This window comes from Sphingobium sp. EP60837 (assembly GCF_001658005.1).
Taxonomy (GTDB): domain Bacteria; phylum Pseudomonadota; class Alphaproteobacteria; order Sphingomonadales; family Sphingomonadaceae; genus Sphingobium; species Sphingobium tyrosinilyticum.
This window is the reverse complement of sequence record NZ_CP015986.1, coordinates 772,409-795,349: the sequence shown is the minus strand read 5'-3', so window position 1 is coordinate 795,349 and position 22,941 is coordinate 772,409. Positions and strand designations below refer to the sequence as shown.

General features: G+C 63.1%; 24 protein-coding genes and 1 pseudogene. 13 read left to right on the top strand and 12 right to left on the bottom strand.

Translation table 11 applies throughout. The annotated features are described in order from the left end of the window. Positions 1-19: 19 nt before the first annotated feature. The 5 genes and pseudogenes from EP837_RS03780 to EP837_RS03760 all read right to left on the bottom strand — a co-directional run bounded on the left by EP837_RS03780 (position 20) and on the right by EP837_RS03760 (position 4,541). Positions 20-592: an arsinothricin resistance N-acetyltransferase ArsN1 family B gene (locus tag EP837_RS03780; RefSeq protein ID WP_066524583.1), complete on the bottom strand. Its 573-nt coding sequence runs from the start codon at positions 590-592 to the stop codon at positions 20-22. A gap of 21 nt (positions 593-613) precedes the next feature. After that, positions 614-1,969, bottom strand: a complete 1,356-nt coding sequence (locus EP837_RS03775) for an amidohydrolase (protein WP_066524582.1) — start codon at positions 1,967-1,969, stop codon at positions 614-616. A 263-nt stretch (positions 1,970-2,232) separates the two neighbouring features. After that, positions 2,233-2,483, bottom strand: a pseudogene (locus tag EP837_RS03770) (opacity protein); the annotation flags it as partial. Positions 2,484-2,574: 91 nt separating this feature from the next. Next, the gene (locus EP837_RS03765; RefSeq protein ID WP_066524580.1) at positions 2,575-3,366 is read right to left on the bottom strand and encodes a 3-hydroxybutyrate dehydrogenase; all 792 of its coding nucleotides are present in this window, start codon (positions 3,364-3,366) and stop codon (positions 2,575-2,577) included. Beyond that, a complete protein-coding gene (locus tag EP837_RS03760; protein ID WP_066524576.1) occupies positions 3,363-4,541 on the bottom strand; it encodes a patatin-like phospholipase family protein in 1,179 nt (392 codons plus the stop codon). Before EP837_RS03760 ends, EP837_RS03765 begins: the two co-directional genes overlap by 4 nt. Positions 4,542-4,686: 145 nt before the next feature. On the opposite strand from EP837_RS03760, the gene ypfJ reads away from it, so the two are divergent. Next, positions 4,687-5,562: a KPN_02809 family neutral zinc metallopeptidase gene (ypfJ, locus tag EP837_RS03755; RefSeq protein ID WP_066528619.1), complete on the top strand. Its 876-nt coding sequence runs from the start codon at positions 4,687-4,689 to the stop codon at positions 5,560-5,562. A gap of 20 nt (positions 5,563-5,582) precedes the next feature. Here ypfJ and EP837_RS03750 read toward each other — a convergent pair whose 3' ends face one another. Next, positions 5,583-5,918, bottom strand: coding sequence for a hypothetical protein (locus tag EP837_RS03750; protein ID WP_066524574.1), 336 nt, complete (start codon positions 5,916-5,918; stop codon positions 5,583-5,585). 66 nt (positions 5,919-5,984) lie between these two features. After that, positions 5,985-6,176 (bottom strand): hypothetical protein, encoded by a 192-nt coding sequence (locus EP837_RS03745; RefSeq protein WP_066524572.1) that lies wholly within the window; start codon positions 6,174-6,176, stop codon positions 5,985-5,987. Positions 6,177-6,244: 68 nt separating this feature from the next. Here EP837_RS03745 and EP837_RS03740 point away from each other — a divergent pair, with 68 nt between their 5' ends. From EP837_RS03740 to EP837_RS03710, 7 genes are all read left to right on the top strand, one after another. Beyond that, positions 6,245-8,965, top strand: coding sequence for a bifunctional [glutamine synthetase] adenylyltransferase/[glutamine synthetase]-adenylyl-L-tyrosine phosphorylase (locus EP837_RS03740; protein WP_197486308.1), 2,721 nt, complete (start codon positions 6,245-6,247; stop codon positions 8,963-8,965). Further along, on the top strand, positions 8,949-9,410 hold the full coding sequence (gene bcp / locus EP837_RS03735) for a thioredoxin-dependent thiol peroxidase (protein ID WP_066524570.1): 462 nt from the start codon (positions 8,949-8,951) through the stop codon (positions 9,408-9,410). Before EP837_RS03740 ends, bcp begins: the two co-directional genes overlap by 17 nt. Beyond that, positions 9,407-10,216: a ferritin-like domain-containing protein gene (locus EP837_RS03730; protein ID WP_066524566.1), complete on the top strand. Its 810-nt coding sequence runs from the start codon at positions 9,407-9,409 to the stop codon at positions 10,214-10,216. Before bcp ends, EP837_RS03730 begins: the two co-directional genes overlap by 4 nt. A 107-nt stretch (positions 10,217-10,323) precedes the next feature. Next, complete coding sequence (locus tag EP837_RS03725) at positions 10,324-11,046, top strand: M23 family metallopeptidase (protein WP_197486307.1); 723 nt, start codon at positions 10,324-10,326, stop codon at positions 11,044-11,046. 81 nt (positions 11,047-11,127) lie between these two features. After that, a complete protein-coding gene (erpA, locus tag EP837_RS03720) occupies positions 11,128-11,454 on the top strand; it encodes an iron-sulfur cluster insertion protein ErpA (protein ID WP_066524564.1) in 327 nt (108 codons plus the stop codon). Between the two features lie 65 nt (positions 11,455-11,519). Further along, positions 11,520-12,293 (top strand): exodeoxyribonuclease III, encoded by a 774-nt coding sequence (xth, locus tag EP837_RS03715; protein ID WP_066524562.1) that lies wholly within the window; start codon positions 11,520-11,522, stop codon positions 12,291-12,293. A gap of 66 nt (positions 12,294-12,359) precedes the next feature. Continuing rightward, the gene (locus EP837_RS03710; RefSeq protein ID WP_066524560.1) at positions 12,360-12,869 is read left to right on the top strand and encodes a DUF2239 family protein; all 510 of its coding nucleotides are present in this window, start codon (positions 12,360-12,362) and stop codon (positions 12,867-12,869) included. Positions 12,870-12,873: 4 nt separating this feature from the next. On the opposite strand, the gene EP837_RS03705 is transcribed toward EP837_RS03710, so the two are convergent. Beyond that, positions 12,874-13,755 (bottom strand): metallophosphoesterase family protein, encoded by an 882-nt coding sequence (locus EP837_RS03705; RefSeq protein ID WP_066524559.1) that lies wholly within the window; start codon positions 13,753-13,755, stop codon positions 12,874-12,876. Between the two features lie 72 nt (positions 13,756-13,827). Here EP837_RS03705 and EP837_RS03700 point away from each other — a divergent pair, with 72 nt between their 5' ends. Then, positions 13,828-14,718: a diacylglycerol/lipid kinase family protein gene (locus tag EP837_RS03700; RefSeq protein ID WP_066528616.1), complete on the top strand. Its 891-nt coding sequence runs from the start codon at positions 13,828-13,830 to the stop codon at positions 14,716-14,718. Positions 14,719-14,769: 51 nt separating this feature from the next. Here the strand turns inward: EP837_RS03700 and EP837_RS03695 are convergent, their stop codons facing one another. Then, positions 14,770-15,927: a hypothetical protein gene (locus tag EP837_RS03695; RefSeq protein WP_066528613.1), complete on the bottom strand. Its 1,158-nt coding sequence runs from the start codon at positions 15,925-15,927 to the stop codon at positions 14,770-14,772. A gap of 142 nt (positions 15,928-16,069) precedes the next feature. Here EP837_RS03695 and EP837_RS03690 point away from each other — a divergent pair, with 142 nt between their 5' ends. After that, positions 16,070-17,137 carry a fatty acid desaturase family protein gene (locus tag EP837_RS03690; protein WP_066524558.1) on the top strand — a complete coding sequence of 356 codons (1,068 nt, stop codon included), beginning with the start codon at positions 16,070-16,072 and terminating at the stop codon, positions 17,135-17,137. 96 nt (positions 17,138-17,233) lie between these two features. On the opposite strand, the gene lptG is transcribed toward EP837_RS03690, so the two are convergent. Continuing rightward, positions 17,234-18,334: an LPS export ABC transporter permease LptG gene (lptG, locus tag EP837_RS03685; RefSeq protein WP_066524556.1), complete on the bottom strand. Its 1,101-nt coding sequence runs from the start codon at positions 18,332-18,334 to the stop codon at positions 17,234-17,236. A gap of 4 nt (positions 18,335-18,338) precedes the next feature. Further along, positions 18,339-19,550: an LPS export ABC transporter permease LptF gene (gene lptF / locus EP837_RS03680; protein ID WP_066524554.1), complete on the bottom strand. Its 1,212-nt coding sequence runs from the start codon at positions 19,548-19,550 to the stop codon at positions 18,339-18,341. 136 nt (positions 19,551-19,686) lie between these two features. Here lptF and EP837_RS03675 point away from each other — a divergent pair, with 136 nt between their 5' ends. Further along, complete coding sequence (locus tag EP837_RS03675) at positions 19,687-20,184, top strand: DUF2141 domain-containing protein (protein ID WP_066524552.1); 498 nt, start codon at positions 19,687-19,689, stop codon at positions 20,182-20,184. A gap of 4 nt (positions 20,185-20,188) precedes the next feature. After that, complete coding sequence (locus tag EP837_RS03670) at positions 20,189-21,157, top strand: acylglycerol kinase family protein (RefSeq protein WP_066524551.1); 969 nt, start codon at positions 20,189-20,191, stop codon at positions 21,155-21,157. Positions 21,158-21,257: 100 nt separating this feature from the next. Here EP837_RS03670 and EP837_RS03665 read toward each other — a convergent pair whose 3' ends face one another. Beyond that, positions 21,258-22,106, bottom strand: a complete 849-nt coding sequence (locus tag EP837_RS03665; RefSeq protein WP_066524550.1) for a methyltransferase domain-containing protein — start codon at positions 22,104-22,106, stop codon at positions 21,258-21,260. 44 nt (positions 22,107-22,150) lie between these two features. Between EP837_RS03665 and EP837_RS03660 the strand changes: the two genes are divergently transcribed. Next, positions 22,151-22,900 (top strand): ComF family protein, encoded by a 750-nt coding sequence (locus EP837_RS03660; RefSeq protein WP_380802520.1) that lies wholly within the window; start codon positions 22,151-22,153, stop codon positions 22,898-22,900. The last annotated feature ends 41 nt before the right edge of the window (positions 22,901-22,941 follow it).

Sequence of the window (22,941 nt, the reverse complement as noted above, 5' to 3'; positions counted from 1 at the left end):
CAGGGCAAACGGAAGCACCTTAACCGGCCAGATGGGGAACGATGTCCTGAATGTTGGCCAGCGCCGAGAAGGGCGTGGGCGGAGCCGTGGGTCGAGCGGGCGGTGAGATGGTCATGCCCATCCACATCACATCATGCCACTGGCCGAATTTGAAACCGACTTCCCGATAAATGCCGACTTCCCGCATGCCGATAGCGCTATGGATGGCGACGCTCGCCTCGTTGGGCAGGGTTATGCCTGCGAACAGCGCATGATAGCCCTGATGACGCAATAGAGCGATCAAGGCGTCGTACAAATTTCGGCCGATGCCCTGGCGGTGATGATCGGCAGCGAGATAGACCGATATGTCCGCCGACCAATTATAGGCCGCGCGGCCAATATGTGGTCCTGCATAGGCATAGCCGACCGTCTGGCCGCCCATCTCGGCGATGAGCCAGGGGTAGGCGGGGAGGCAATTGGCGATCCTGGCACTGAACTCTTCTGCGGTAGGAGGCACGGTTTCGAACGAGATCACGGTTTGCGAGACATAGGGCGCATAGATCGCCGCGAGGGTCGCGCCATCCTCCACAACGGCCTTGCGTATCGTCAGCATCCCTATCTGCCCCGCCGTTGATTACCGCTCCAATATATTCAGCGCCAAAACCGTCATCGCTTCGCTGGCGGTCGCTATGACTTTGTCCGCTTGAGGCGCCCAGAAGGGGCTGTGAAGTGAGGGCAGGGTAAGTTGGCCAGCGGCAGCTTTTGCCATCTGGTCTGGCGGGACGCCGCCGACCCAGAAGATGAAGCTGTTGATGCTCTTGTCCGCCCGATAGTAGCGGCCGAAGTCTTCGCCGCCCATGGAGGGCTTGGCCTCAACCACCCGGCCTTCGGGGAAATGGGTCGTGAGAAGGGCGGCCATCTGGTTGGCGAAAGCGGGCGGATTGTAGGCGGCGGGGGTGAATTCATCCTTCACCGATATGACGGGCATGCGATCGTCAGGCACGCCAGCGGCAATCGCCTCGCCCCGCGCGATGCGTTCGATGCCCCGGATCAGCTTTTCGCGGGTTTCGTCCGAATAGCTCCGGACGGTGAGCAGCAGCTTCGCCTCATCGGGGATGATATTGTGCTTGGCCCCGGCAACGAAGCTGCCGACAGTTACCACTGCAGGGTCGAGCGGGTCCTGTTCGCGGCTGACCAGGGTTTGCAGCGCGCCAACGATACGCGCGCCCAGCACGATCGGGTCCTTCGCGGTCTGCGGATAGGCGCCATGGCCGCCGGTGCCGCGCACTACTATGTCCACGCTATCGACATTGGCGAGGGCGTAACCCGGCGTGTAGCCGATCACGCCCGCCTCCAGATTAGCGGCGTCGTGGAAGGCGAGCGCATGGGTGGGGCGGGGAAAGCGCGTGTATAAGCCATCCTCCAGCATCAGGCGCGCCCCGCGGCCGACTTCCTCCGCAGGCTGAAGGATCATGACGAGCGTGCCCCGCCACCGATCCTGCATCGAGGAGAGGAGGCGGGCGGTTTCGATGAAGGCGGTCATGTGCGTGTCGTGGCCGCAGGCGTGCATGACGTCGGTTTCCACGCCACCCGCCGTTTTGGTGCGGACCTTCGACGCGAAGGGAAGGCGGGTCTCTTCGGTGACGGGAAGGCCGTCCATGTCGGCGCGGATGAGGAGGACGGGCCCATCGCCATTTTTCATCACGGCAACCACGCCGTTGCCGCCGACCTTTTCGGTCACGGTGAACTTCAGGGCCTTCAACCGGCGGGCGAGCTTGGCGGCGGTTGCGCTTTCCTGCTCTGATAATTCAGGATTGGCGTGAAGATCGCGGTAGAGCGCCATCATGCCATCCATGTCGCGCGCGATGGTGGCGGCGATTTCGCTGGAGGACGCAGGGGCAGCAGCCGGAACGGACGAAGTTCCGGTCTGCGCCGTGGCGGCGGACGAAAGGCTGGCGGCGGCCATGATAATCCACAACGCGTGACGCACTGGCTATTCTCCCTGTTATGCAGGGGAGCATAGGGGGAATTTTCCGGCTGTTAAGGGGGTGTCTGATGGGGGCCGAGGTGCCAGCTTTTGCTGGCATGACGGAGGCGCGTTCGACCGAACGGGTTTGGAGAGAGGAATGTCCTTCGAGAAGCTCTGGGCGAACGGGAAATTCAGGGTCAGGCCGCAATGGGCCGATGTTCCGGCAACGAAAAAGCGTCCGTCCCGTGCAGGACGGACGCTTTCCCCTGATCGCTATGGGAGGATTAGAAGTGGAAGATTACGCCAGCGGTCGGACGGAAGCTGTCGAAATCATAGGTTTCAGTCTGAAAACGCAAGCGGATGCCGCTGTTGCCGATGATGCCGCCAAGGCCAATGTCCTTGGGACCGACTTCCACGCCAGCGCCGTACATCCAGTCCTTGCGGTTGGGCCAGCCTTGCTTACCATTGACCCACTGATAGCAGCCGACGCGAAGATCATGCTGCTTTCCCCAACGCGCGCGCCGAAACGGCCTTGTTTCAAGTTGCCCGAGGAAAATGGAGCCGCAGGGGATAGTTTCCGTCCAATAAAACAAAAGCTTCCGGGCGTGGCATATTTGCCACGCTGCTTATTGGGCCGTCCAGCCGCCGTCTATGCTCATATTGGCGCCAGTGATATTGGCGGCGGCATCGCTGCAAAGGAACAATGCCATGGCGGCGACTTGATCCACCGTCACGAATTGCTTGGTCGGCTGCCCGGCGAGCAGCACATCATTCATCACTTGCTCCCGCGTCATGCCGCGCGCCTTCATCGTGTCGGGAATCTGATTTTCGACGAGCGGCGTCCAGACATAGCCAGGGGAGATGCAGTTGGCGGTGATGCCGAAAGTGGCGAGCTCCAGCGCCAGTGTCTTGGTCAGGCCCGCAAGGCCATGCTTTGCGGTTACATAGGCGCTCTTGAACGGCGAGGCGGTCAGCGAATGGGCGCTGGCGGTCTGGATGATGCGGCCCCATTTTTTCGACTTCATATAAGGCACGGCGAAGCGGGAGGTGTGGAAGGCGCTCGTCAAGTTGAGCGCGATGATGAGGTCCCACTTCTCGACCGGAAAATCTTCCACCGGGGCGACATGCTGCATGCCCGCATTGTTGATGAGGATATCGACGCCGCCAAATGCGTCGGCGGCTTCCTTCATCATCGCCTCGATCTCGACGGCTTTGGTCAGGTCATGGCCGCTATAGAGGGCTTTCCCGCCGCTCGCCTGTTCGAGCGCCTGCCGTTCCTGTTCGACCGCCTGGGGATCGCCAAAGCCGTTGATGACGATGTTCGCGCCTTCGGCCGCGAGCGTCTTTGCATAGGCAAGGCCGATGCCGGAGGTGGAGCCCGTAATCAGGGCGGTCTTTCCAGCGAGGGACTTGCTCATGCATTTTTCTCCTTGAGGTGATCGGGCGCATCGAGGTCAAAAGCGGCGCTTTTTCCATTCATGATGTTGCGGGCGATAAGGTCGCCCTTGTGCATCACTTCCTCCACCGAATCTCGGCCCTGGCTCCAATGGTCGAGCATGGTGGAACGGGAAAATTCGAAGTCGCGCGCGCCGCTTTCCCAGGCGCGGCTGCGGTAGATGAGGTGGACGATGTTGATGGAGCCGCGCTCCAGATATTGGCGCAGGCGCTGGGCGTCTGGATCATCCTTCAAGTCCGGCGGCAGCTTGTCGAGCAGGGTCTTGATCGTCTTATGCTCGCGGCGGAGGCGCAGATATTGGTCGGTGACCTGACGCGTCCGGCTGGAATATTGGATGTCCTTCGCGCGCGAATAAACGTCTGTCATCTGGCGCGGCTTGGGACCTTCGGCGGGGAAGAGATCGACCTGGAAGACCAGCATGTCGTCGGTCTGATGTTCCAGTACATGGGCGAGCGGCGTGTTGGACACCAGGCCCCCATCCCAATAGCAGCGGCCGTCAATCTCGATGGGGGGAAGGCCCGGCGGCAGGGCGCCCGACGCCATGATATGGCGCGCGTCGATGCGGGTGGGGCCGTGGGGATCGCGCGTGTCCCAATAGGCGAAGTTGCCGCTTTCCACATCGACCGCGCCCACCGATAGCCGGACGGGTCCGTCATTCAGCAGGTCCCAATCGACACAGGCATTGAGCGTGTCCTTCAGTGGTGCGCTGTCATAGAAGCTGATCGCGCCCGACGAGCCCTCCGGCATCATCATGCTGGGCCAGAGGCGCGGGCGGAACATGCCGGGGACGCCGAAGGTCGCGACGGCTCCTGCCGCCATCAGATGGGCGGCTTCGCGGATATGGTCGATTTCGGGCAGGATGACATTGGGGAGCCCGCCCGAGACCGTGAGCCAGAATTTCTTGAGGCGACCGAGGCGACGGTGCGGAGGGTTGCCCGCGATGATTGCGGCATTGATTGCGCCGATCGAAATGCCCGCAACCCAAGTGACGTCGATGCCGAGTTCGTCGAGGCGCTGATATACACCGGCCTGAAAGGAACCGAGCGCGCCGCCGCCCTGCAGCAGCAATGCGACTTCGCGCGGCAGGGGAAGCGGCGTGCCCGCGCGACGGGGGATGGTGGGATCGATATCGGCCATGACGCAGTGCAATATAGTGATGTGTCGGCGGGTGCCAACTTAATGTGCTGTAACAATCGGTCGAACCGAGGCAACCAATGCCATATCGCAACCGTTCCAACCGTCCCGCTCATGCGGTATGTCAGGTGAGGAAAGCGAGAGCGCCATGCGATTGGACGACGAACGGGAAAGCTCCAACTTTGAAGTGCAGAGCGGCCGCGGCGGCGGTTTCGGCGGCGGTCTGGGGGGTGGCCTGGGCATGCTGCTGCCCTTCATCGGCAGCCGTTTCGGCTGTGGCGGAATCGTGGTGGCGCTGATCATCCTGGCGGTGATGGGGGTCAATCCGCTGAGCCTGATAGGCGGCGGTGGCGGGCCGCAACAGAATGTCTCGGTCGATCGCGATCCGCAAAAGCTGAATGAAATCCAGCATTGGTCGCTCAAGGTGTTGGGTTCGACCGAGCGGGTTTGGGGGCAGGTGTTCCAGGAAGCGGGCCAGCAATATCGGCCGACGGTCCTGTCTTTCTATTCGCAGGCGGGCGCGTCAGGATGTGGCGCGGCGCAAAGCGCCATGGGGCCCTTTTACTGTCCCAATGACCAGAAAGTCTATCTGGACACCGACTTTTTCACCGAATTGCGCCAGCGTTTCGGCGCGCCTGGGGATTTTGCCCAAGCCTATGTGATTGCGCATGAGGTCGGCCATCATGTGCAGGACCTGGAGGGCACGCTGGGCAAGGTGCAGCAACGGCAGCGGAGCGTTGGTGAAGAAGAAGGCAATGCGATGCAGGTTCGAGTCGAACTGCAGGCGGACTGCTATGCGGGCGTTTGGGCCAAGCGCACCGGCCTTATGGAAGCAGGGGACCTGGAGGAAGGCATGACCGCAGCGCAGGCGATCGGGGATGACACCCTGCAGAAGGCGGCGGGCCGCCGACCGGTGCCGGAGAGCTTCACCCATGGGTCGAGCGAGCAGCGGATGATCTGGCTTCGCAAGGGGCTGGCGACCGGTGATCCGGCGCAATGTGATACCTTCGCCACGGCGCGTTAAGCACGCGGGTTCTGGCTAGATCAGGATGGCGTGCTGTCGGAAGTTGCTTCGACCGCGCCGTCGCCGCTTGCGCCTGCAGCAGGAGCGGCGACTGCCGGGAGGCCGTTGCCGGGGGAGAGGAAGGGCTTCCCCGCGTCGGGCATAGGCTGACCGAAGGCGGCGGCATCGGGCTCCGGAGCAGCCGGGACAGGCATGGGGGCGGGCTGCACGACGGGGGGCGCCTGCACTGGTGATGGGAGGACAGCCGAAGGAGCGGCGGAAGGCTGCACAGGCGCGTGCGGGGCGATACCCTGAACCGCCAGAACGATAATAGGCGCGGCGATCAGGGTGATGGCGGCGAAAGCCTTGTAGTGCATGCGGACGCATCCTGAAAAATGACGCGCCGATCCTAATATTGGCTGGTAAATAAAATGCTGCGGTTATCAGTTGCCATCGAGCTGGTTTAAAAGATCCAGCATGTCGTCGGGCAGACTGTCACGCCCCGCGCGAAAAGTGGATCGCAGCGCGTTGCCAACACCTTCATAAGGCTGGGGCAAGCCGACCGTCAGCAGGCGACGATGGGCACCATCCCGCCTGTCCGCCGACCGGCCGACCGATTTGCGCTGCATTTCCATACTCGTACAACGGGCGGATCAGGGAAAAGTTTCTGGCGTTCATCGCACGCCCAAGCGATAGCGCCGATATGACGGGAGAGAATGGCGTGACGGACTGGACGGCGGTGGCGGGGCGGATACGGGCGCATTCGCCTTTCCTCGCGAGGCAGATGGATCGTTTTCCGGCAGTCACCGATCTGCTGTCGAGCGGCGATTTCGACGCAGCGCTGGCTGCCGCGCACACGGTGGCTGCGCCGGAAGACGGCATCGCACAGTCGCTGCGGCGGCGCAAAGGCGCGCTGGCGCTTGTCACGGCGGCGGCAGACCTGTCAGGTGCGTGGGATCTCGACCGGGTGACGCGGACGCTATCCGACTTTGCAGATCAGGCGCTGGACCAAGCGATAAGCGCGGCCTTTGCCGAACGCTATCCTGGAGCCGAGCCCAGGGGGTTCGTCGTGCTGGCGCTGGGCAAGCATGGCAGCCGCGAACTGAATTATTCATCCGATATCGATCCGATCCTGCTCTACGACCCTACCAGCCTGCCGCATGGCGAGCGGGAGGACCCGGCTGACGCAGCGGTGCGGATCGGGCGGCGGGTCAGCGAATTGCTGAACGCGCGCGATGGCGACGGCTATGTGTTCCGCGTTGATCTGCGGCTGCGGCCTTCTCCTGAAGCGACGCCGATCGCGCTGCCGGTGGAAGCGGCGATCGGCTATTATGAGACGATGGCCCTGGGATGGGAGCAGGCGGCCTTCATCCGTGCGCGTCCGGCGGCGGGCGACCTGGCCCTGGGCGACTATTTCATGCAGCAGATTCGCCCCTTTGTTTGGCGGCGGAGTCTGGATTTTGGCGCGATCGATGCGATCACCGATATTTCGCGCCGCATCCGCGACCATTATGCGCAGGGACAGGCGTTCGGGCCGGGATATGACTTGAAGCGAGGCCGGGGCGGTATTCGCGAAGTCGAGTTTTTCGCGCAGGTGCACCAATTGATCCATGGCGGCCGCGATCCGGCGCTGAGGTCGGGCAACACGCGCGAGGCGTTGCGCGCGCTGGCGGCGGCGGGGGTGTTCGATGAGGATGTGGCGCGCAGGCTGGACGAAGCCTATGTGCTGTTCCGCACCGTGGAGCACCGGCTTCAGATGGTGGAGGATAGGCAGACGCATGAGTTGCCCAAGACAGCCGAAGCGATGGACAATGTCGCGCGGCTGCATGGGTTGGATGATGGCGCGGCGCTGCTTGACCTGTTGCGGCCGCATGTCGTCTGGGTCGGGACCAATTATGATCAATTGACCCCTGCGGAGAAGGACGAGTCCCTTCCGCATGATGAGGAACGGCTGGCGGAGCAGCTTACCGAGATCGGTTTCGCCGATCCGCAAGCGCCGGTTGCGCGCATAGGCGGCTGGCGCACGGGCAAGATTCGGGCGCTGCGCAGCGCGGCAGCGCGTGAGGCGCTGGAGGAATTACTGCCCGGCCTGATGCGCACGCTTGCCGCCGCGCCCGATCCGGTGCGCGCGCTTAACCGGCTGGACGACCTGATCGGGCGGTTGCCGAGCGCGATCAACTTTTTCAAGCTGCTCGCTGCGAGGCCGGGGCTGGCCGAACTGATGGTCGAACTGCTCAGTCACGCGCCGACGCTGGCCGATGCGCTGGGGCGGCGAGCGGAACTGCTCGACGGCCTGATCGATACGTCGGCCTTTGATCCGCCGCCGCCGGTGGCGCAGCTGGCCGAGCAATTCTCTCAACTCGAAAAGGGTGAGGATTATCAGGCGCTGCTGGACCGGGTGCGGCAGCGGGTGAATGATCGGCGCTTTGCGTTGGGCGCGCAGATCATTCGTGGCGGCGATCCGCTGGAAGCGGGGCGGGGCTATTCGCGCGTGGCGGAAGCGGCGATCGAGGCGCTGGTCAGCGCGACGATCGCGGAGTTTGAAACTGCGCATGGCAAGGTGTCAGGTGGCGAGATGGTCATATTGGCGCTGGGGCGGCTGGGCGGCGGTGTTCTGACCCATGCGTCGGACCTGGATCTGGTCTATCTCTTCACCGGCGATTTCCTGACCGAGTCCGATGGTCCCAAGCCACTCGGCGCCACGCAATATTTCAACCGGCTGGGGCAGAGGATCACCAACGCGCTGTCGGTGCAGACGGCTGCGGGGCCGCTATATGAGGTGGATACGCGGCTGCGGCCTTCGGGTGCGCAGGGCTTGCTCGCGGTCAGCCTGGACAGCTTCGCCAAATATCAGCGCGAGGAAGCCTGGACCTGGGAGCATCTGGCGTTGACGCGAGCGCGGCCGATATTCGGATCGACCAAGGCGCGCGCGGCGCTGGGCGCTATCCTGACCGAGACGCTGGAGCGGTCGCGCGATTTTCCGGAGCTGGCGCGCAATGCGGTGAAGATGCGCGGCGACATCGCCAAGCACAAGCCGCCGGCCAGCGAGCTGGACGTCAAGATGGTGCCTGGCGGGCTCGTCGATCTGGAGTTCCTGATCCATGTGACCCAGTTCCGGCACAATATGGCGTTCAACCCCGATCTTCGCGCCGCGCTGGAGCAATTGGTGGCCGCGGGACATTTGCCGGGAGAACTGATCTCCGCGCATGATCTGATCACGCGCTTCCTGATCGTGTCGCGGCTGGTGTCGCCCAAATCCACTGAACCGCCGGAAGCCACGCGGCCGGTGGTCGCGCGCGCCTGTGGCGTCGAAAGCTGGGACGCGCTGCTTGAAAGCTATGACGAGGCCCGGCAAAGGGTGCGAGATGCCTGGGCGGGGCTGGCCGCGCCCTATGTGGAGGAAGATGATGCTGGAAGTCGGTGACACGCTGCCCGACGTAGCGCTGAAGGATGCCGACGGCGGCGATCTCACGCTGGCGCGCTATCGCGGCAAGCCCATTGTCGTTTATTTCTATCCCAAGGCGGACACGCCAGGCTGCACCAATGAGGCGAAGGATTTCACCGAATTGGCGAGTGAGTTCGTTGCATTGGGTGTGCCGGTGGTCGGCGTGTCCAAGGATAAGCCGGCCAAGCTGAAGAAGTTCGCCGACAAATATGGTCTGTCGGTCACCCTGGCTTCGGACGAGCCGGGCGATGCTTGCGAAGCCTTTGGCACCTGGGTCGAAAAGTCGCTCTACGGTCGTAAATATATGGGCATCGAGCGGGCGACCTTCCTGGCGGACGGAGAGGGGAAGATCCAGCGGGTCTGGCCCAAGGTGAAGGTGAAGGGGCACGCCGCCGAAGTGCTGGAGGCGGCGAAGGCGCTTTGATCCTGCCGGATGAGATTGAAAGCGTAGGTGCAGCCTGCGCCCATGTGCTGACGACGCCCGACCCGCGGGCCAAGCTGATGGCGGCCCGCGCGGTGGCGCGTGCGTGGCGGCAGGGGCGGCTTGCGCATCGCTTTGATGTGGTCATGCCTGACCGCCCGGCCCGGCCGGGCACGCCGCTGTTGCTGCCGCCGAACCAGATGCCCAAGCGGGGCAAGATCGGTTCCGAGCGAGCGCGGATCGCCATGCTGCATGCGCTCGCTCACATCGAATTCGTCGCCATCGATCTTGCTTTCGACCTGATCGGGCGGTTCGGCGCAGAATTTCCGCGCGACTTTACTAGTGACTGGATGCGCGTGGGCGCCGAAGAGGCGATGCATTTCGCGCTGCTGGATCGGCGGCTGCGGCAGCTGGGTAGCGGATATGGCGCGCTGCCTGCGCATGACGGGCTATGGCAAGCGGCGAGCGAGACGGCGCATGACGCGATGGCGCGGCTGGCGATCGTGCCGATGGTGCTGGAAGCCCGTGCGCTCGACATCACACCGGCCACGATCGAGCGTTTCGAAGGGGCAGGGGACAGGCAATCAGCCCGAATGTTGCAGCGCATTATGACAGATGAGATTCGGCATGTTTTGGCCGGGACGACATGGTTCAGCCACGCCACGAACCGAGCCGGGCTGAACGCCGCAAATCATTACCAAATCCTTGTAAAACGCCATTTTCGCGGGGGCTTGAAGCCTCCGTTCAACGACTCGGCGCGTCGGCAAGCCGGTTTAACGCTGGATTTTTACAGCGCGCTTGCACAATGAAGCGCGAGATGTCCTTTTGGTGATGCGGGTGGCGACTTGTGGTCGCATTGGTCAACACGGGGAGCGCCGAGAGGCTTAAAGCCTCCGGTGAATAAGTCGGGGTCGGCATGTTGTTTCTTCGTTCAATGAATGCGCGCAGCGCGCGATGGTTCCAGGCTGCGTTTAAAATGGCGGGAGTAGTTGGCATGGCGGGCGCACTTTGCGCCGCGGTCCCGGCTCAGGCCAAAAATAATGCCGACGATCCTTATGGCGACGCGTCGGAAATCAACAGCAGCGCGCTTGGCCCGGCCGATGTGGGCTTTTCCAATCTCTTCTCCAGCCTGCAGCGGCTGGACGGCGACGCCAAGGTTGAGAACAACATCCCCTCTGGCCGCCCCGTTCAGAAGCTTTCCCTGACTTCCAATTTCGGCGTCCGTTCCGATCCGTTCAACGGCGGCGCGCGGATGCACAAGGGCATCGATATTCCGGGTCCGGTCGGCACGCCGATCTATGCGACCGCCGATGGTATCGTCAGCCGCGCCGGTTGGGCGAGCGGCTATGGCAATCTCGTCCAGATCTCACATGGCGGCGGTCTTGAAACCCGCTACGGCCATATGTCGAAGCTGATTGCTGCCCCGAACAGCTATGTGCATCGCGGCCAGCTGATCGGCCTGATGGGCTCGACGGGCCGTTCCACCGGCAGCCATCTTCATTATGAAGTGCGCGTCGATGGTCAGGCGATCAACCCGATCCCCTTCGTTGTCGGTCCCGATGTTCTGGTGGCGATGAACACCAAGCCTCCCGTTGCCATGGGCGGCCCGACCAAGGCGCAGGAAAAGGTGGCTGAATAATCAACCCCACTCCGTTCGTCTTTTGCAAAGGCTCGGCGCCCATGGGTTGCCGGGCCTTTTGCTTGATCCTATCTAGGCATCATGACCGATATTGACCTGACCTCCTCCGCCGCCGCGCGGGTCGCCGCCATTGCCGCCAAGCAGGGCAAACCCGCGATCCTGCGCCTTGCCGTCGAGGGCGGCGGCTGTTCGGGCTTCCAATATCGCTTCGGGCTGGCCGAGACGGTCGAAGCTGACGATGTGGCGGTGGAGCGTGACGGCGTGACGCTGGTGGTGGATGACGTCAGCCTGGACTTGGTGCGCGGCGCGGCGGTGGATTTCGTGTCCGACTTGGGCGGCGCGGCGTTCAAGGTGACGAACCCCAACGCGACAGCCGGATGCGGCTGCGGGTCCAGCTTTTCGATTTAATCTCTGGCCCTCCCTTGTCGAAGGGCTGCACTTCTCTCTAGGGATGCGCGGGAGGAGAACCGGCCATGCGCATCGCGACCTTCAACATCAACGGCATCAAGGCGCGGCTGCCCCGCCTGCTGGAATGGCTGAACGAAACGCAGCCCGATGTCGCCTGCCTGCAGGAGATCAAGACTTCCGACGAAACCTTCCCGATCAAGGATATCGAGGAGGTTGGCTATGGAGCGATCTGGCATGGGCAGAAGGGGTTCAACGGCGTTGCCATATTGGCGCGCGGCGAAACGCCTGCCGAGATACGTCGCGGCCTGGAGGGTGAGCCCGAGGATGAGCATAGCCGCTATATCGAAGCCGATGTGAAAGGGGTACGCGTTGCCAGCATTTACCTGCCCAATGGCAATCCTCAGCCGGGACCCAAATTCGACTATAAGCTGCGCTGGATGAAGCGACTGCGCGATCGGGCTTCGCAGATTTGGGCGGAGGAAGTGCCTGCCATCCTTGCGGGCGACTATAATGTGATCCCGCGTGACCGGGACGTTTATGCCGTGAAGGCCATGGCCAACGATGCGCTGATGCAGCCGGAAAGCCGCGCGGCCTACCGGCGTTTGCTGGGCGATGGCTGGACCGACGCTATCGCGAGCCGCCATCCTGCGGGCGGGGTGTGGACCTATTGGGATTATCAGATGAACGCCTGGCCGCGCGACGCGGGCTTTCGGATCGATCATCTGCTGTTGAGCCCGGCGGCCGCCGACCGCCTGGTCGATGCGCAAGTGGACAAGGATTTCCGCGGGCGGGAAAAAGCGAGCGACCATGCGCCGACCTGGGTGAAGCTGAGCGAATAAATTTATCCGGGTCTTATTGACTATATATTATCCGGGTAATATTCTTTGCGTCGAAGGAGATTCGGCGTGGCGCGGACATATACGGCATTTTCAGGCGAGCTTTGGATCGCCACCGGCGACGAGGATGAAGTGCGCGCGGCGTTGCGGGCGATGGGTTATGATGCCCAAAATCTTCTGCTGTTCGATGATCTGACGGGCCGGCAGATCGACCTTGACCTGCGCGAACCTGCGCAGCGGGGGCGAGGACGGCCCAAGATGGGCGTGCAGGCGCGGGAGGTCACGCTGCTGCCCCGCCATTGGGAATGGCTCGCGACGCAGGCAGGTGGCGCGTCCGCCACGTTGCGGCGGTTAGTCGAACAGGCGCGCAAGGCTTCAGAAGGGCAGGTCACGCCGCGCGCTGCCATGGACGCGGCTTATCATTTCCTGACCGTGATGGCAGGCGACCGGCCGGGCTATGAAGCGGCCATCCGAGCGCTTTATGCCAAGGATCGTGCGCAGTTCGAGGCGCAGACGGCTGGCTGGCCCGCTGCCATTCGCGAACATGCGCTGGCGCTGGCGAGCCCCGCCTTCGACTGAGCGATCAGGCGCGGGCGGCCTGCGCGACGCGGATGCCGGGGCGGGCCGAGACGTCGGGCAGTTCATGCGCCTGCCATCCGGCGGCGTCGCGACGATATTCGACATGGTGGCCGCGCTGAAAGCTGGCTCCGTCCCATACGACGACCTGCAGCTCTATCCGGTCGTTGCGATGCACATGGAGCCAGTTGAAGCTCTGCGGCTCCGCATTGCGCAGGCGTGTTGATGTGGCCGTGCCCGCCTGGATCACCAACGCGCCGCCCGCGTCGGCGACCATCTTCTGCGCCGCTTCGGCGTAGGTGCGGTGAAAATGGCCCGCCAGTGCGATGTGGATGCCCGCATCGGTAGCCGCTTCGACCGCGTCCTCATGGCGGCCGACCGCCTCGCTCAGTTCGCCACCCTTGCCGATCGGCATGGCGAACAGCGGGTGGTGGGTGACGAGGATGCGCGTCTTGTCTGGCGCGACCAGGGCAAATCGCTCCCGCAGGAGGCGCATTTGCTCATGATTGATGCGGCCGTCCTTGATCGTCAGCGATCGCGCGGTGTTCAGGCCGAGGATGGCGACTTCCGCGTCCTCATACCAAGGGCACAGGTCGTTGCTGATATAGCGTTTGTAGCGGCCGAGGGGGGCGGCGAAGCGGCGCATTACGTCATAGAGCGGCACGTCATGATTGCCCGGAATGACGAGCAGACGCATGCCCGCGGCTCGCAAGCGGTTCAGCCAGGTGGACGCGGCACGGAACTGCTCCACACGCGCGCGTTGAGTGAAATCGCCGCTGATGATGACGAGGTCGGGCTGGCTCTGTTGCAGCCAGGCTTCGGTGGCGGAGACGATCTTCGAGTCATTCGCGCCGAAATGCACGTCGGAGAGGTGAGCTATGCGGGCCATGGCTTTTCAACGACCGCAATGCCCGATTTGTTGCGGGCAGGAGCCGATGAAGCCCTGGCGTGTTGTTGGGGCATGGAAATAAACCCCCTGCCGCGCGAGGCGGTGCTGATCGTCAATGTCCACAGCCGCAAGGGCGAGGCTTTATTCGCGCAGGCCAAGGAAAAGCTGGAGCAGGGCGGGGTGCGGTTGATCGCCGCCCATGCCGTGCATGACCCGGATCGATTGCAGGACTTGGTGCGCCAGGCTGTGGCAAGCGGCGCGCCGATGGTCATCGTGGGCGGCGGTGATGGATCGCTGTCCGGAACGGTCGATGAACTGGTGGGGAAAAATTGCGTGTTCGGCGTCCTGCCGCTCGGAACGGCGAACAGCTTTGCCCGCACGCTTGGCCTCCCGCTCGATCTGGAAGGTGCGGTGGAGGTGATCGCTAAGGGGCGGCGGCAGCGTATCGACCTTGGCGTGATCGACCATGATTATTTCGTCAACGCGGCCTCTCTGGGGCTGTCGCCGATGATCGGCAGGACAGTGCCGCACAAGCTGAAACGCTATCTCGGGCGGATCGGCTATCTGATCTGGGCGGTCAAATGCTCCATCGGATTTCGCGCGTTTCGGTTGATGATCGATGACGGACAGAGCCAGCGCCGCATGTGGTCCACCGAAGTACGGATATTGAACGGTTCCTATCATGGCGGGGTGGAACTGTCAGAACAGGCGGACGTCCAGAGCGGTGAACTGGTGATACAGGCGGTGGTGGGAAGGAGCCATGCGCGACTCGCTTGGGACTGGTATGCGAAATTCTTCAAGCTGCGCGACCGTGATGGGCAGACGGAGGAATTTCGGGGGCGCTCCTTTCGGATCGAGACGCGGCCCCGGCAGCGGATTTCGATCGATGGCGAGGTGCTGGCCAAGACCCCGGTCACCGTCGCGGTCGCGCCGGGGGCCATCGATGTGGCTGTGCCCGGGTAATTTGCGCCATCATCCCCGCGTAGGCGGGGGTGACGGTGGCTATGGATCGGCTTAAAGATCCTTCTCGTAGATCTGATAGACCTTGTTCACCTTGCTATCGATCGCGTCGGCAATGGCGTTCATGCCCTGATTGTCGTCGAGCACCCAGCCGATTTCCCCGCGCGTCGCGCCATAGTTGGCGGTCGCCCTGCGACGGATATATTCGATCATCATGAAGGCGAGCTGGCTCGCCATGCGGGACGATTGCAGGCGCTGCACGACGCCCATCAACGGCACGCGCATGGTGCGGACCTGCGGCCTGCGCAACCACCAGAGCAGCTTCGCCCAGCCGAAGGGGAAGAGCGATCCGTTAAGCGGCCCGGTCGCTTCGTTGAGGTCGGGCAGCGTCATCATGAACGCCACCGGTTCGCCTTCCAGTTCAGCGATCATGATCAGGTCTTCAAACACCAACGGTTTCAGCTTCTTGCCGATAAAGGCGATCTCCGCGTCGGTGATCGGCACGAACCCCCAATTTTTGCCCCAGGCGTCGTTGAGGATGTGGAGGATGATCGCCGCCTCCGCATCGAATTTCGACTTGTCGACCTTGCGCACGCGGATGCGGTCGCTCTTCTCACCCGAGGAGATGATGCGCTGGATAAGCGGAGGGAAGGGCTTGGTGATGTCCAACTCATAGGTTTTGAGTTGCTTGATCGGCTGATAGCCGGACCCTTCGACCATCGCCTGATAGGCGGGGCTGTTATGGCCCATCATCACCGTGGGTGGATGGTCATGCCCTTCGATCAGCAGGCCGGGTTCTTCCCAGATGGAAAGGGAGATGGGCCCGAGAACGCGGGTCATGCCCTTGGCGCGAAGCCAGGCTTCCGCCGCGCCGATCAGCGCCTTTCCAGTATCCGCATCCTCCGCTTCGAACAGGCCGAAATTGCCGGTTCCTGGGCCCATGCCCTGTCCTGCGGGCTGGGCGAGCGCCAGATGATCGATATGCGCCGAGATGCGGCCGACGATCCGGTCGCCCCGGCGTGCGAGAAAATATTGCGCTTCTGCATGACCGAAGAAGGGGTTTTTGCCCGGGGTGATGAGGCCGTACACTTCATCCTTGAGCGGCGGCACCCAATTGGGGTCATTGGCGTAAAGCCGCCAGGGCAACTCGACAAACGCCTTGCGGTCGGCCTTGGAGGTGACGGGGGTGATTACCAGATCGGAATGAGCCACGGCAGAGCTTTCGGTAATGGATCGCAGCAGTTCGGCGCTTGTTTCGCGATTGTCAATCGGGACCTCGCCCTCTGGCGCGACCAAGGCGGACCTGTCATGCCGCTGCCACGATTTCAGCGCAATTACGGTATAGGAGCGCCGCATGACTGTGCATGATCCCATCATTGCAGGCGCAGCCGCCAAGCGCTTCGCGATTCCCGACGATACGGCGATGCTGCGCGCCGCCGCGGACCTGGCGCGCGAATATGCGGTGGCAAATCCCAAAATCTACTGGCCGGACATGCTGGCGTCGGCGCTGGTCGGTTATGCTGGGCTGGCCGGTGCAATTCTAATCGACACTGTGCCGCTCGCGATCGTCAGCGGACTGGTCGCGATGTTGGCGCTGTATCGTGCGGCGAGCTTCATCCATGAGTTGACCCATATCCGCAAGGATGCGTTGCCCGGTTTTCGGCTCGGCTGGAACCTGATGGTGGGGATTCCGCTGATGATCCCATCCTTCATGTATGAGGATGTGCATACGCAGCACCACGCGCGGACACGCTATGGCACCGCCAATGATCCGGAATATCTGCCGTTGGCGCTGATGAAGCCTTGGTCGTTGCCGCTGTTCATCCTGGTCGCGGCGCTGGCGCCGGTGGGATTGATCCTGCGCTTTGGTTTACTGACGCCGATCAGCCTGATCCTGCCCGGGCTGCGGCGCAAGGTCGTGGCCGAGCTTTCCGCGCTGTCGATCAACCCCGCTTATCGCCGCCGTGCGCCGGAAGGTGCGTTTCGCCGCCAATGGATGTGGCAGGAGGCGGGAGCCTGCCTGTTCGCGCTGATGCTGGTCGGAAGCGTTTTCCTGCTCGGGTGGAAGCCTCTGCTGGTTTATATGGCAGTGCATTCGGGGATGACCGTCATCAACCAGCTGCGCACGTTGGTCGCCCATCTTTGGGAGAATGAGGGCGAGGCGATGACCGTGACGGCGCAATATCTGGATTCGGTGAATGTGCCGCCGCCCTCGCCGCTGGCGGCGATATGGGCGCCCGTTGGCCTTCGCTATCATGCGCTGCACCATCTTTTGCCGAGCGTGCCCTATCATGCGCTGGGCAAGGCGCACGCCCGGTTGGTCACCGCTTTGGGTGAAGAGTCGCCCTATCACCGGGGGAATTATACCGGCATGTGGCCGTTGGTTGGTAAGATCGCGCGGAGTACGATGGGGCGGCGCTGATCCGCTCCTATCATCCCAGCGCAGGCTGGAATCTTAGAAGGGCGTACGCTGCGGGCCTCCGACCCCCCGCTTTCTGAGTAACGAGCAAATTAGGGTCTATTCTTCCGTCCGGAACAAGACCGTCTCGCCCACCAGCAGGAACAGGAAGAAAGGCGCCCAGGCGGCGAGGATGGGCGGGTAGGCGCCGAGATTGCCCATGGCGAGCGAGAAATTGTCGGCGACGAAATAGGCAAAGCCCAGCGCCATGCCCAGCACCGCCCTGACGAACAGCTGACCCGACCGGGCCAAGCCAAAGGCGGCGACCGAGCCCAGGATCGGCATCAGCAACGCAGAGAGCGGCCCGGACAATTTATGCCAAAGGCTTCCTTCCAGCTCGGCGGTCGGACGACCCGCGTCGCGCAGGTCGCTGATGGCGGCGCGCAGCTCGCTGAATGTCATGGCGTCGGGATCGACCTTGGCCAACGTGAACTGGTCGGGCCGGATTGCATGGCCGAAACGGACAGTGCCAACCCGTCGTTCGGTCCCGCGGGCGACATCGAACTGGCGCGCATCTTCCAACAGCCAGCTCTTATTGGCGGCATCATAATGGCCCTTGGGCGCCTGCACGATTGTCGTCAGGCTGTTGTTGACGCGATTGAATATCTCGACCTTGCGTAACTGCACGGCGGTGCCCCGGCCCGCGACGATTGCGGCGGTGACAAGATTGTTGCCGTCGCGCACCCATGGATTGGCCTTGATGCCGCTGTTGGGTGGCACGGGGCCATAATCTACCGCCTGCCAGGCGCTGAGCGCTGCGGTGGAGCGGGCGACGACCCGTTCGTTGAAGGCGTAGCTCACCAGCACCACGCCAAGCGCTGCCGCAATCAGGGGCGCCAATATCTGGTGCGCGGACAGACCCGCCGCCTTCATCGAGATGATCTCGCTATTCTGGTTGAGGCTGGCGAGCATGATCAGCGTACCGAGCAGAACGGAGAAGGGCAGGAAGCGCGCGACGATTTGCGGCACGCGAAGCCCGACATAATGCCACAGCTGCGCGTCGCCATTCCCTGGATAAGAAAGGATGTCACCGGACTGGCCGAGCAGATCGAGCGTCTGGAGCACGACCACCAGCAACGCCAGCACCGCGAATGTTCGCGTCAGGAACAGGCGCACCATATACCAGCTGATCTGGCGCGAGGGGAAGAAGTCGAACTGCATGGGGTCAGGCTGCTCCTTGCGCCGCCAGGCTGCGCTTCCGGCCGAAGCGCAGCAGTTTCGCGACCTGCTTTCCGAGCTTGGCGAAGGCGTATTCCAGCGCGCCGATCGGCTGTCCGCCCGGGCGGTGCGCGACGACATGATACATCCAGAAGATCAACGCGGCGGTCAGCAGGAACGGCGCCCATAGTGCGATGATCGGATCGACCTTGCCCAGCGAACCGACGCCTTGGCCATATTCGTTAATCTTGTGATAGGTCACGATGAAGACGATCGACAGGAAGACGCCCAGCGCCGAGGTCGATCTTTTGGGCGGGATGGCGAAGGCAAGCGCGGCCAGCGGCAGCAACAGCATCATTGCCACTTCGACCATGCGGAAATGGAAATTGGCGCGAATCTCGTTGCGCAGCTTTTCAGGCGTGGAGGGATCATGGCCAATGACCGCCAGTTCCGGGATCGTCTTTTCGCGATCGACATTGCGGCCGCGGAACCGCTCAATCTGCGGCAAGTCAATCGGCAGGTCATGGCTGGAGAAGGACAGAATGCGCGGCGATTTATATTGAGGCGCGTCATTCACCAGTACTCCGTCGCGCAGGCGGAAGATGATGGTGTCGGGATCGTCGGTGGCAAGGAAGCTGCCCTGCGCCGCCGTCACAGCCACGGTCTGACCGTTTTTGCCAACGGCGCGCACGAAGATGCCCTGAAGGTTCCGGCCTTCATCCAGGCTACGCTCGATCCGCAGCGTCATGCGTTTGCCGAGGCTGGTGAACTCTCCGACCTTGATCGATGCGCCCAGAGCGCCTGATCGCAGTTCAAAGCGGAGCGCTTCATAGGCATGGCGGGACAGCGGCTGGACGAAGCCGACGATGCCGAAATTGAGCAGCGCCAGCGCGATGGCATACATATAGGGGACGCGCAGCAGCCGCCCGTAGGACAGGCCGACCCCGCGCATCACGTCCAGTTCGGACGACAGAGCGAGTTTTCTGAAGGCCAGCAATATGCCCAGCATCAGCCCGATCGGAATGCCGAGCGAGAGATATTCCGGCATCATGTTGGCGAGCATGCGCCACACGACGCTGACGGGACCGCCCTCCGCCGCCACGAAGTCGAACAGGCTCAGCATCTTGTCGAGCACCAGCAGCATCGCGGAAATGACCAGCGTGCCGAGCATCGGTAGCGCAATCAGGCGGGCGAGATATCGGTCGGTGGCGGTCAGCATTCTCTATGTGGTCGTCCCATCACCATGATTTGGCCGCAAACCCCGCTCATAGCAGAATCACGGAAATGAAGTTCGCGGGGGCGAACAGGGGCTCGCCGTCCGATTTTCTCGGGCGGCTATAGCTTCACGGAGTTGGATGGTCATGTTCAAAGTTGCGATGGGTCTGTTGTCGGCAGGGGCGCTGTTTGCCGCTGTTCCGGCGTTGGCCCATGGACAGGAAATCGGCAACGATCTGGATCGGTGCGGCGCATCGGTCAAGGGCCCCGCGCTGCTGGTCGATGTGCGTGGCTTTGCCGCCGCGACCGGCAAGGTGCGCGTTCAATCCTATCCCGCTACCAAGAGCGCCTGGCTGGCGAAGGGCGCCTGGCTCAACCGCATCGATACTGTCGTGCGGCCGAGCAATGGCGGCATGCGTTTCTGCATGCCGGTGCCTGAACCGGGCCGCTATGCAATCGCGGTGCGGCATGATCGCGACGGCAACGGCAAGACCAGCATTTCGCACGATGGTGGCGGATTTTCCAACAATCCGGCGATCAGCATCTTCAACCTGGGCAAGCCGTCGATAGACAAGGCTGCGGTCAAGGTCGGGCCGGGCGTGACCCATATCACCATCAAACTTCAATATATGTCCTGATCCGATGGTCCGCGTCGCGCTCCTGTCCAATCCCAAGTCGACGGGCAACCGGCAGACGCTTCCGCGCGTGCGCAGCTATTGCGCCAGCAATCCCGACATTTTCCATTATGAGGTGGAGCATGTCGAGCAGATCGGGCGGGCGCTGCAGACCATCGCTCGCGTCGATCCGGTCGTCATTGTCATCAATGGCGGCGATGGCACGGTGCAGGCCGCGCTGACGGAACTCTATCAGGGCGAACATTTCACCGGGCGCGTGCCGCCGATCGCGGTGCTGCCCAATGGCAAGACGAACCTGATCGCGCTGGACCTTGGCATTCATGGCGATCCGATCAAGGCGCTGGAAAGGATCGTCGAGATCGCCAAGGCCGGTGTCGATGATCATGTGGTCGCGCGCGAACTGATCGCGCTGTCGGATGGGCGGGCGGAATCGCGTCCGGTGCTGGGCATGTTTCTGGGCGGCGCTGGCCTAGCCGATTACATGCTCTATTGCCGGAACCAGATTTATCCGCTCGGCCTGTCCAATGGGCTCAGCCATTTCCTGACGGTGATCGCGGTGCTGGTGTCGCTGATCTTCGGAATCCGCGCCCGCTTCCTTCCGCAGTCGAGCCATCCGGTGCGCATCAGCCTCATCCGCGAAGGACAACTCGCCGGGCGCTTTGCGGTGCTGATAGTAACGACGCTCGACCGGCTGCTCTTGGGCGTGCAGGCAGGCGACAGCCGCCGGGGCAACATGAAGCTGATGGCGGTTGATCAGAGCCTACCCGCGCTGCTGCGCCTTGGCTGGGCCAGCATTACGCGCCGGGTCGGCAAGGCGCAGGTGCAAGGCGTCCATCTGGAGCAGGGCGACATCATCCGGATCGAAGGCGATCATAGTAGCGTCATCCTGGACGGCGAACTGTTCGAGGCGTCTGAAGGCAATCCGATCGTGCTGCGATCGACGGAGCCGGTGCCGTTCCTGCGGCTGGCCGCTTGAGCGCCCTGTAAGCGATTTCGTTCGTCACCGCTGCGGAACTGGGATTTCGACTTCCGGCCTTGGCCTCGCTGCCCTCGGGTCGCTGGAATGACGAGCGGCCTTAATCCTTCCGTTTGAGCGCCTCGGCCAGCGATACGGTCGCGCTGCCACGGCGCGCCGGCTTTGCCTGGCTCGGGTCCGGTTTCCAGCCGCTCAGGTAAAGGATCGCCATCTGCTCCGCCGTTCGTCCATCGGGATCGGCGGCCGCGGCGAAATGTTGGGCCGCGCCGATCAGCGTATTGCGCCGCAGGGCAGGGGGGTGCGAAGCAAGCATATTGCCCGCCCCCATGCCGCGCAGATCATGCATCAGGCGCAGCATGTCGCCATAGCGTACGGTCAGCGTCTCGCTGTCCGCCACCGGCATGGCGAAGCCAGCCCTGCTCAGCAAATCGCCGGCCGCGCGCACATCGACCTGCGGGTGAATATGCTGGTGTGGCCGGTCGCCTTCGCCCGCCATTAACGCGGCGCGTAAACGGGGCAGAGTGCCTGCGCCCGTGAAGGCGGCGAGCATCAGGCCATCAGGTCGCAGGACCCGCCGCATCAGAATGAGCGAGCCCGGCAGGTCATTGACGCTATCGAGCGTTCCGCAGGCAAGCACCAGGTCGAAACTGTCGTCCGCAAAGGGCAGCGCATCCTCTTCCGCCTGCACGCCCCCCTGCAAGCGGGCGGCTGCAAAGCCGGGATCGACGCAGGCGACGCGCTTGCCCATCGCCTCCAGCGCGGCGCGGGCGGTCGCGTCGGGGCATCCGATGACGAGCGCTTCCGGCAATTCGCGCTGAACATCGGCCAGCCGGTCAAGCATTTCGTCCAGCATGGCCCGATAGAGGAAGTCGTGATCCGCAAATCTGGCCATCATGCGGTCCCGTCGCAGGGCGCGCAGGGATCGATCGAAGATATCAGGCTGGGTCATGGCGGGCCTTGTGCATCCGGGGCGGAACGGGAACAAGGGAGATCATGCCGCTTGCCACCATTCTCAAGGGCGCATTACGCTCCGTGCTGGATTACGCCCTGCCGCGGCGCTGCCCCGGCTGCGGCGCGATTGTTGAAGCGGACGACGCTTTCTGCCTTTCGTGCTGGGGCGGGATGCGTTTTCTGAGCGAGCCTTGCTGCGCGCGCTGCGGCGTGCCGTTCGACCACGACCGCGGCCGGGATGCGGCATGCGGCCCCTGTCTTGCCGATCCGCCGCCCTTTGACAGTGCGCGGGCCGTGCTTGCCTATGGCGATGTCGCGCGCAAGGTCGCTCTGCGGCTGAAATATGGGAAGCGCATTGGACTTGCCCGGCTGATCGCGCGGCATATGGCAAGACGCCTGCCCGACTTCGAAGCGCTGCCGCTGATCATGCCGGTGCCGCTCCATCGCTGGCGGCTATGGTGGCGAGGCTTCAACCAGGCGGCGTTGATCGCTGATCATCTGGGGCGAGCGTCGGGACTGGCAGTGGATAAGCATGGGTTGCTGCGCACCCGTGCGACCCAGCCACTACGAGGCATGCACGCGGGGCAGCGGGCAAAGGCGGTGCGCGGCGCTTTCGCCCTGGCGCCCGGCCATCAGGTGAAGGGACGATCGGTGCTGCTGATCGATGATGTGCATACCAGCGGCGCGACGGCCGCCGCCCGTGCGCGCGTGCTGAAACGGGGCGGCGCTTCCAGCGTTCACCTGATGTGCTGGGCGCGGGCCTTGCCGGAGGGGGGTGAAGGCATCGATTGACAAAGCATGGCTCAGCCACAATTTCAGCCCGCAAGGAGTAT

Excerpts from the sequence above, each read along its gene's own strand:
- EP837_RS03780 (WP_066524583.1), bottom strand. The coding sequence starts at position 592 with ATGCTGACGATACGCAAGGCCGTTGTGGAGGATGGCGCGACCCTCGCG.
- EP837_RS03765 (WP_066524580.1), bottom strand. The coding sequence starts at position 3,366 with ATGAGCAAGTCCCTCGCTGGAAAGACCGCCCTGATTACGGGCTCCACC.
- EP837_RS03760 (WP_066524576.1), bottom strand. The coding sequence starts at position 4,541 with ATGGCCGATATCGATCCCACCATCCCCCGTCGCGCGGGCACGCCGCTT.
- ypfJ (WP_066528619.1), top strand. The coding sequence starts at position 4,687 with ATGCGATTGGACGACGAACGGGAAAGCTCCAACTTTGAAGTGCAGAGC.
- EP837_RS03750 (WP_066524574.1), bottom strand. The coding sequence starts at position 5,918 with ATGCACTACAAGGCTTTCGCCGCCATCACCCTGATCGCCGCGCCTATT.
- EP837_RS03745 (WP_066524572.1), bottom strand. The coding sequence starts at position 6,176 with ATGGAAATGCAGCGCAAATCGGTCGGCCGGTCGGCGGACAGGCGGGAT.
- EP837_RS03740 (WP_197486308.1), top strand. The coding sequence starts at position 6,245 with ATGACGGGAGAGAATGGCGTGACGGACTGGACGGCGGTGGCGGGGCGG.
- bcp (WP_066524570.1), top strand. The coding sequence starts at position 8,949 with ATGCTGGAAGTCGGTGACACGCTGCCCGACGTAGCGCTGAAGGATGCC.
- EP837_RS03725 (WP_197486307.1), top strand. The coding sequence starts at position 10,324 with ATGTTGTTTCTTCGTTCAATGAATGCGCGCAGCGCGCGATGGTTCCAG.
- erpA (WP_066524564.1), top strand. The coding sequence starts at position 11,128 with ATGACCGATATTGACCTGACCTCCTCCGCCGCCGCGCGGGTCGCCGCC.
- xth (WP_066524562.1), top strand. The coding sequence starts at position 11,520 with ATGCGCATCGCGACCTTCAACATCAACGGCATCAAGGCGCGGCTGCCC.
- EP837_RS03705 (WP_066524559.1), bottom strand. The coding sequence starts at position 13,755 with ATGGCCCGCATAGCTCACCTCTCCGACGTGCATTTCGGCGCGAATGAC.
- EP837_RS03700 (WP_066528616.1), top strand. The coding sequence starts at position 13,828 with ATGGAAATAAACCCCCTGCCGCGCGAGGCGGTGCTGATCGTCAATGTC.
- EP837_RS03690 (WP_066524558.1), top strand. The coding sequence starts at position 16,070 with ATGACTGTGCATGATCCCATCATTGCAGGCGCAGCCGCCAAGCGCTTC.
- lptG (WP_066524556.1), bottom strand. The coding sequence starts at position 18,334 with ATGCAGTTCGACTTCTTCCCCTCGCGCCAGATCAGCTGGTATATGGTG.
- lptF (WP_066524554.1), bottom strand. The coding sequence starts at position 19,550 with ATGCTGACCGCCACCGACCGATATCTCGCCCGCCTGATTGCGCTACCG.
- EP837_RS03675 (WP_066524552.1), top strand. The coding sequence starts at position 19,687 with ATGGTCATGTTCAAAGTTGCGATGGGTCTGTTGTCGGCAGGGGCGCTG.
- EP837_RS03670 (WP_066524551.1), top strand. The coding sequence starts at position 20,189 with ATGGTCCGCGTCGCGCTCCTGTCCAATCCCAAGTCGACGGGCAACCGG.
- EP837_RS03665 (WP_066524550.1), bottom strand. The coding sequence starts at position 22,106 with ATGACCCAGCCTGATATCTTCGATCGATCCCTGCGCGCCCTGCGACGG.
- EP837_RS03660 (WP_380802520.1), top strand. The coding sequence starts at position 22,151 with ATGCCGCTTGCCACCATTCTCAAGGGCGCATTACGCTCCGTGCTGGAT.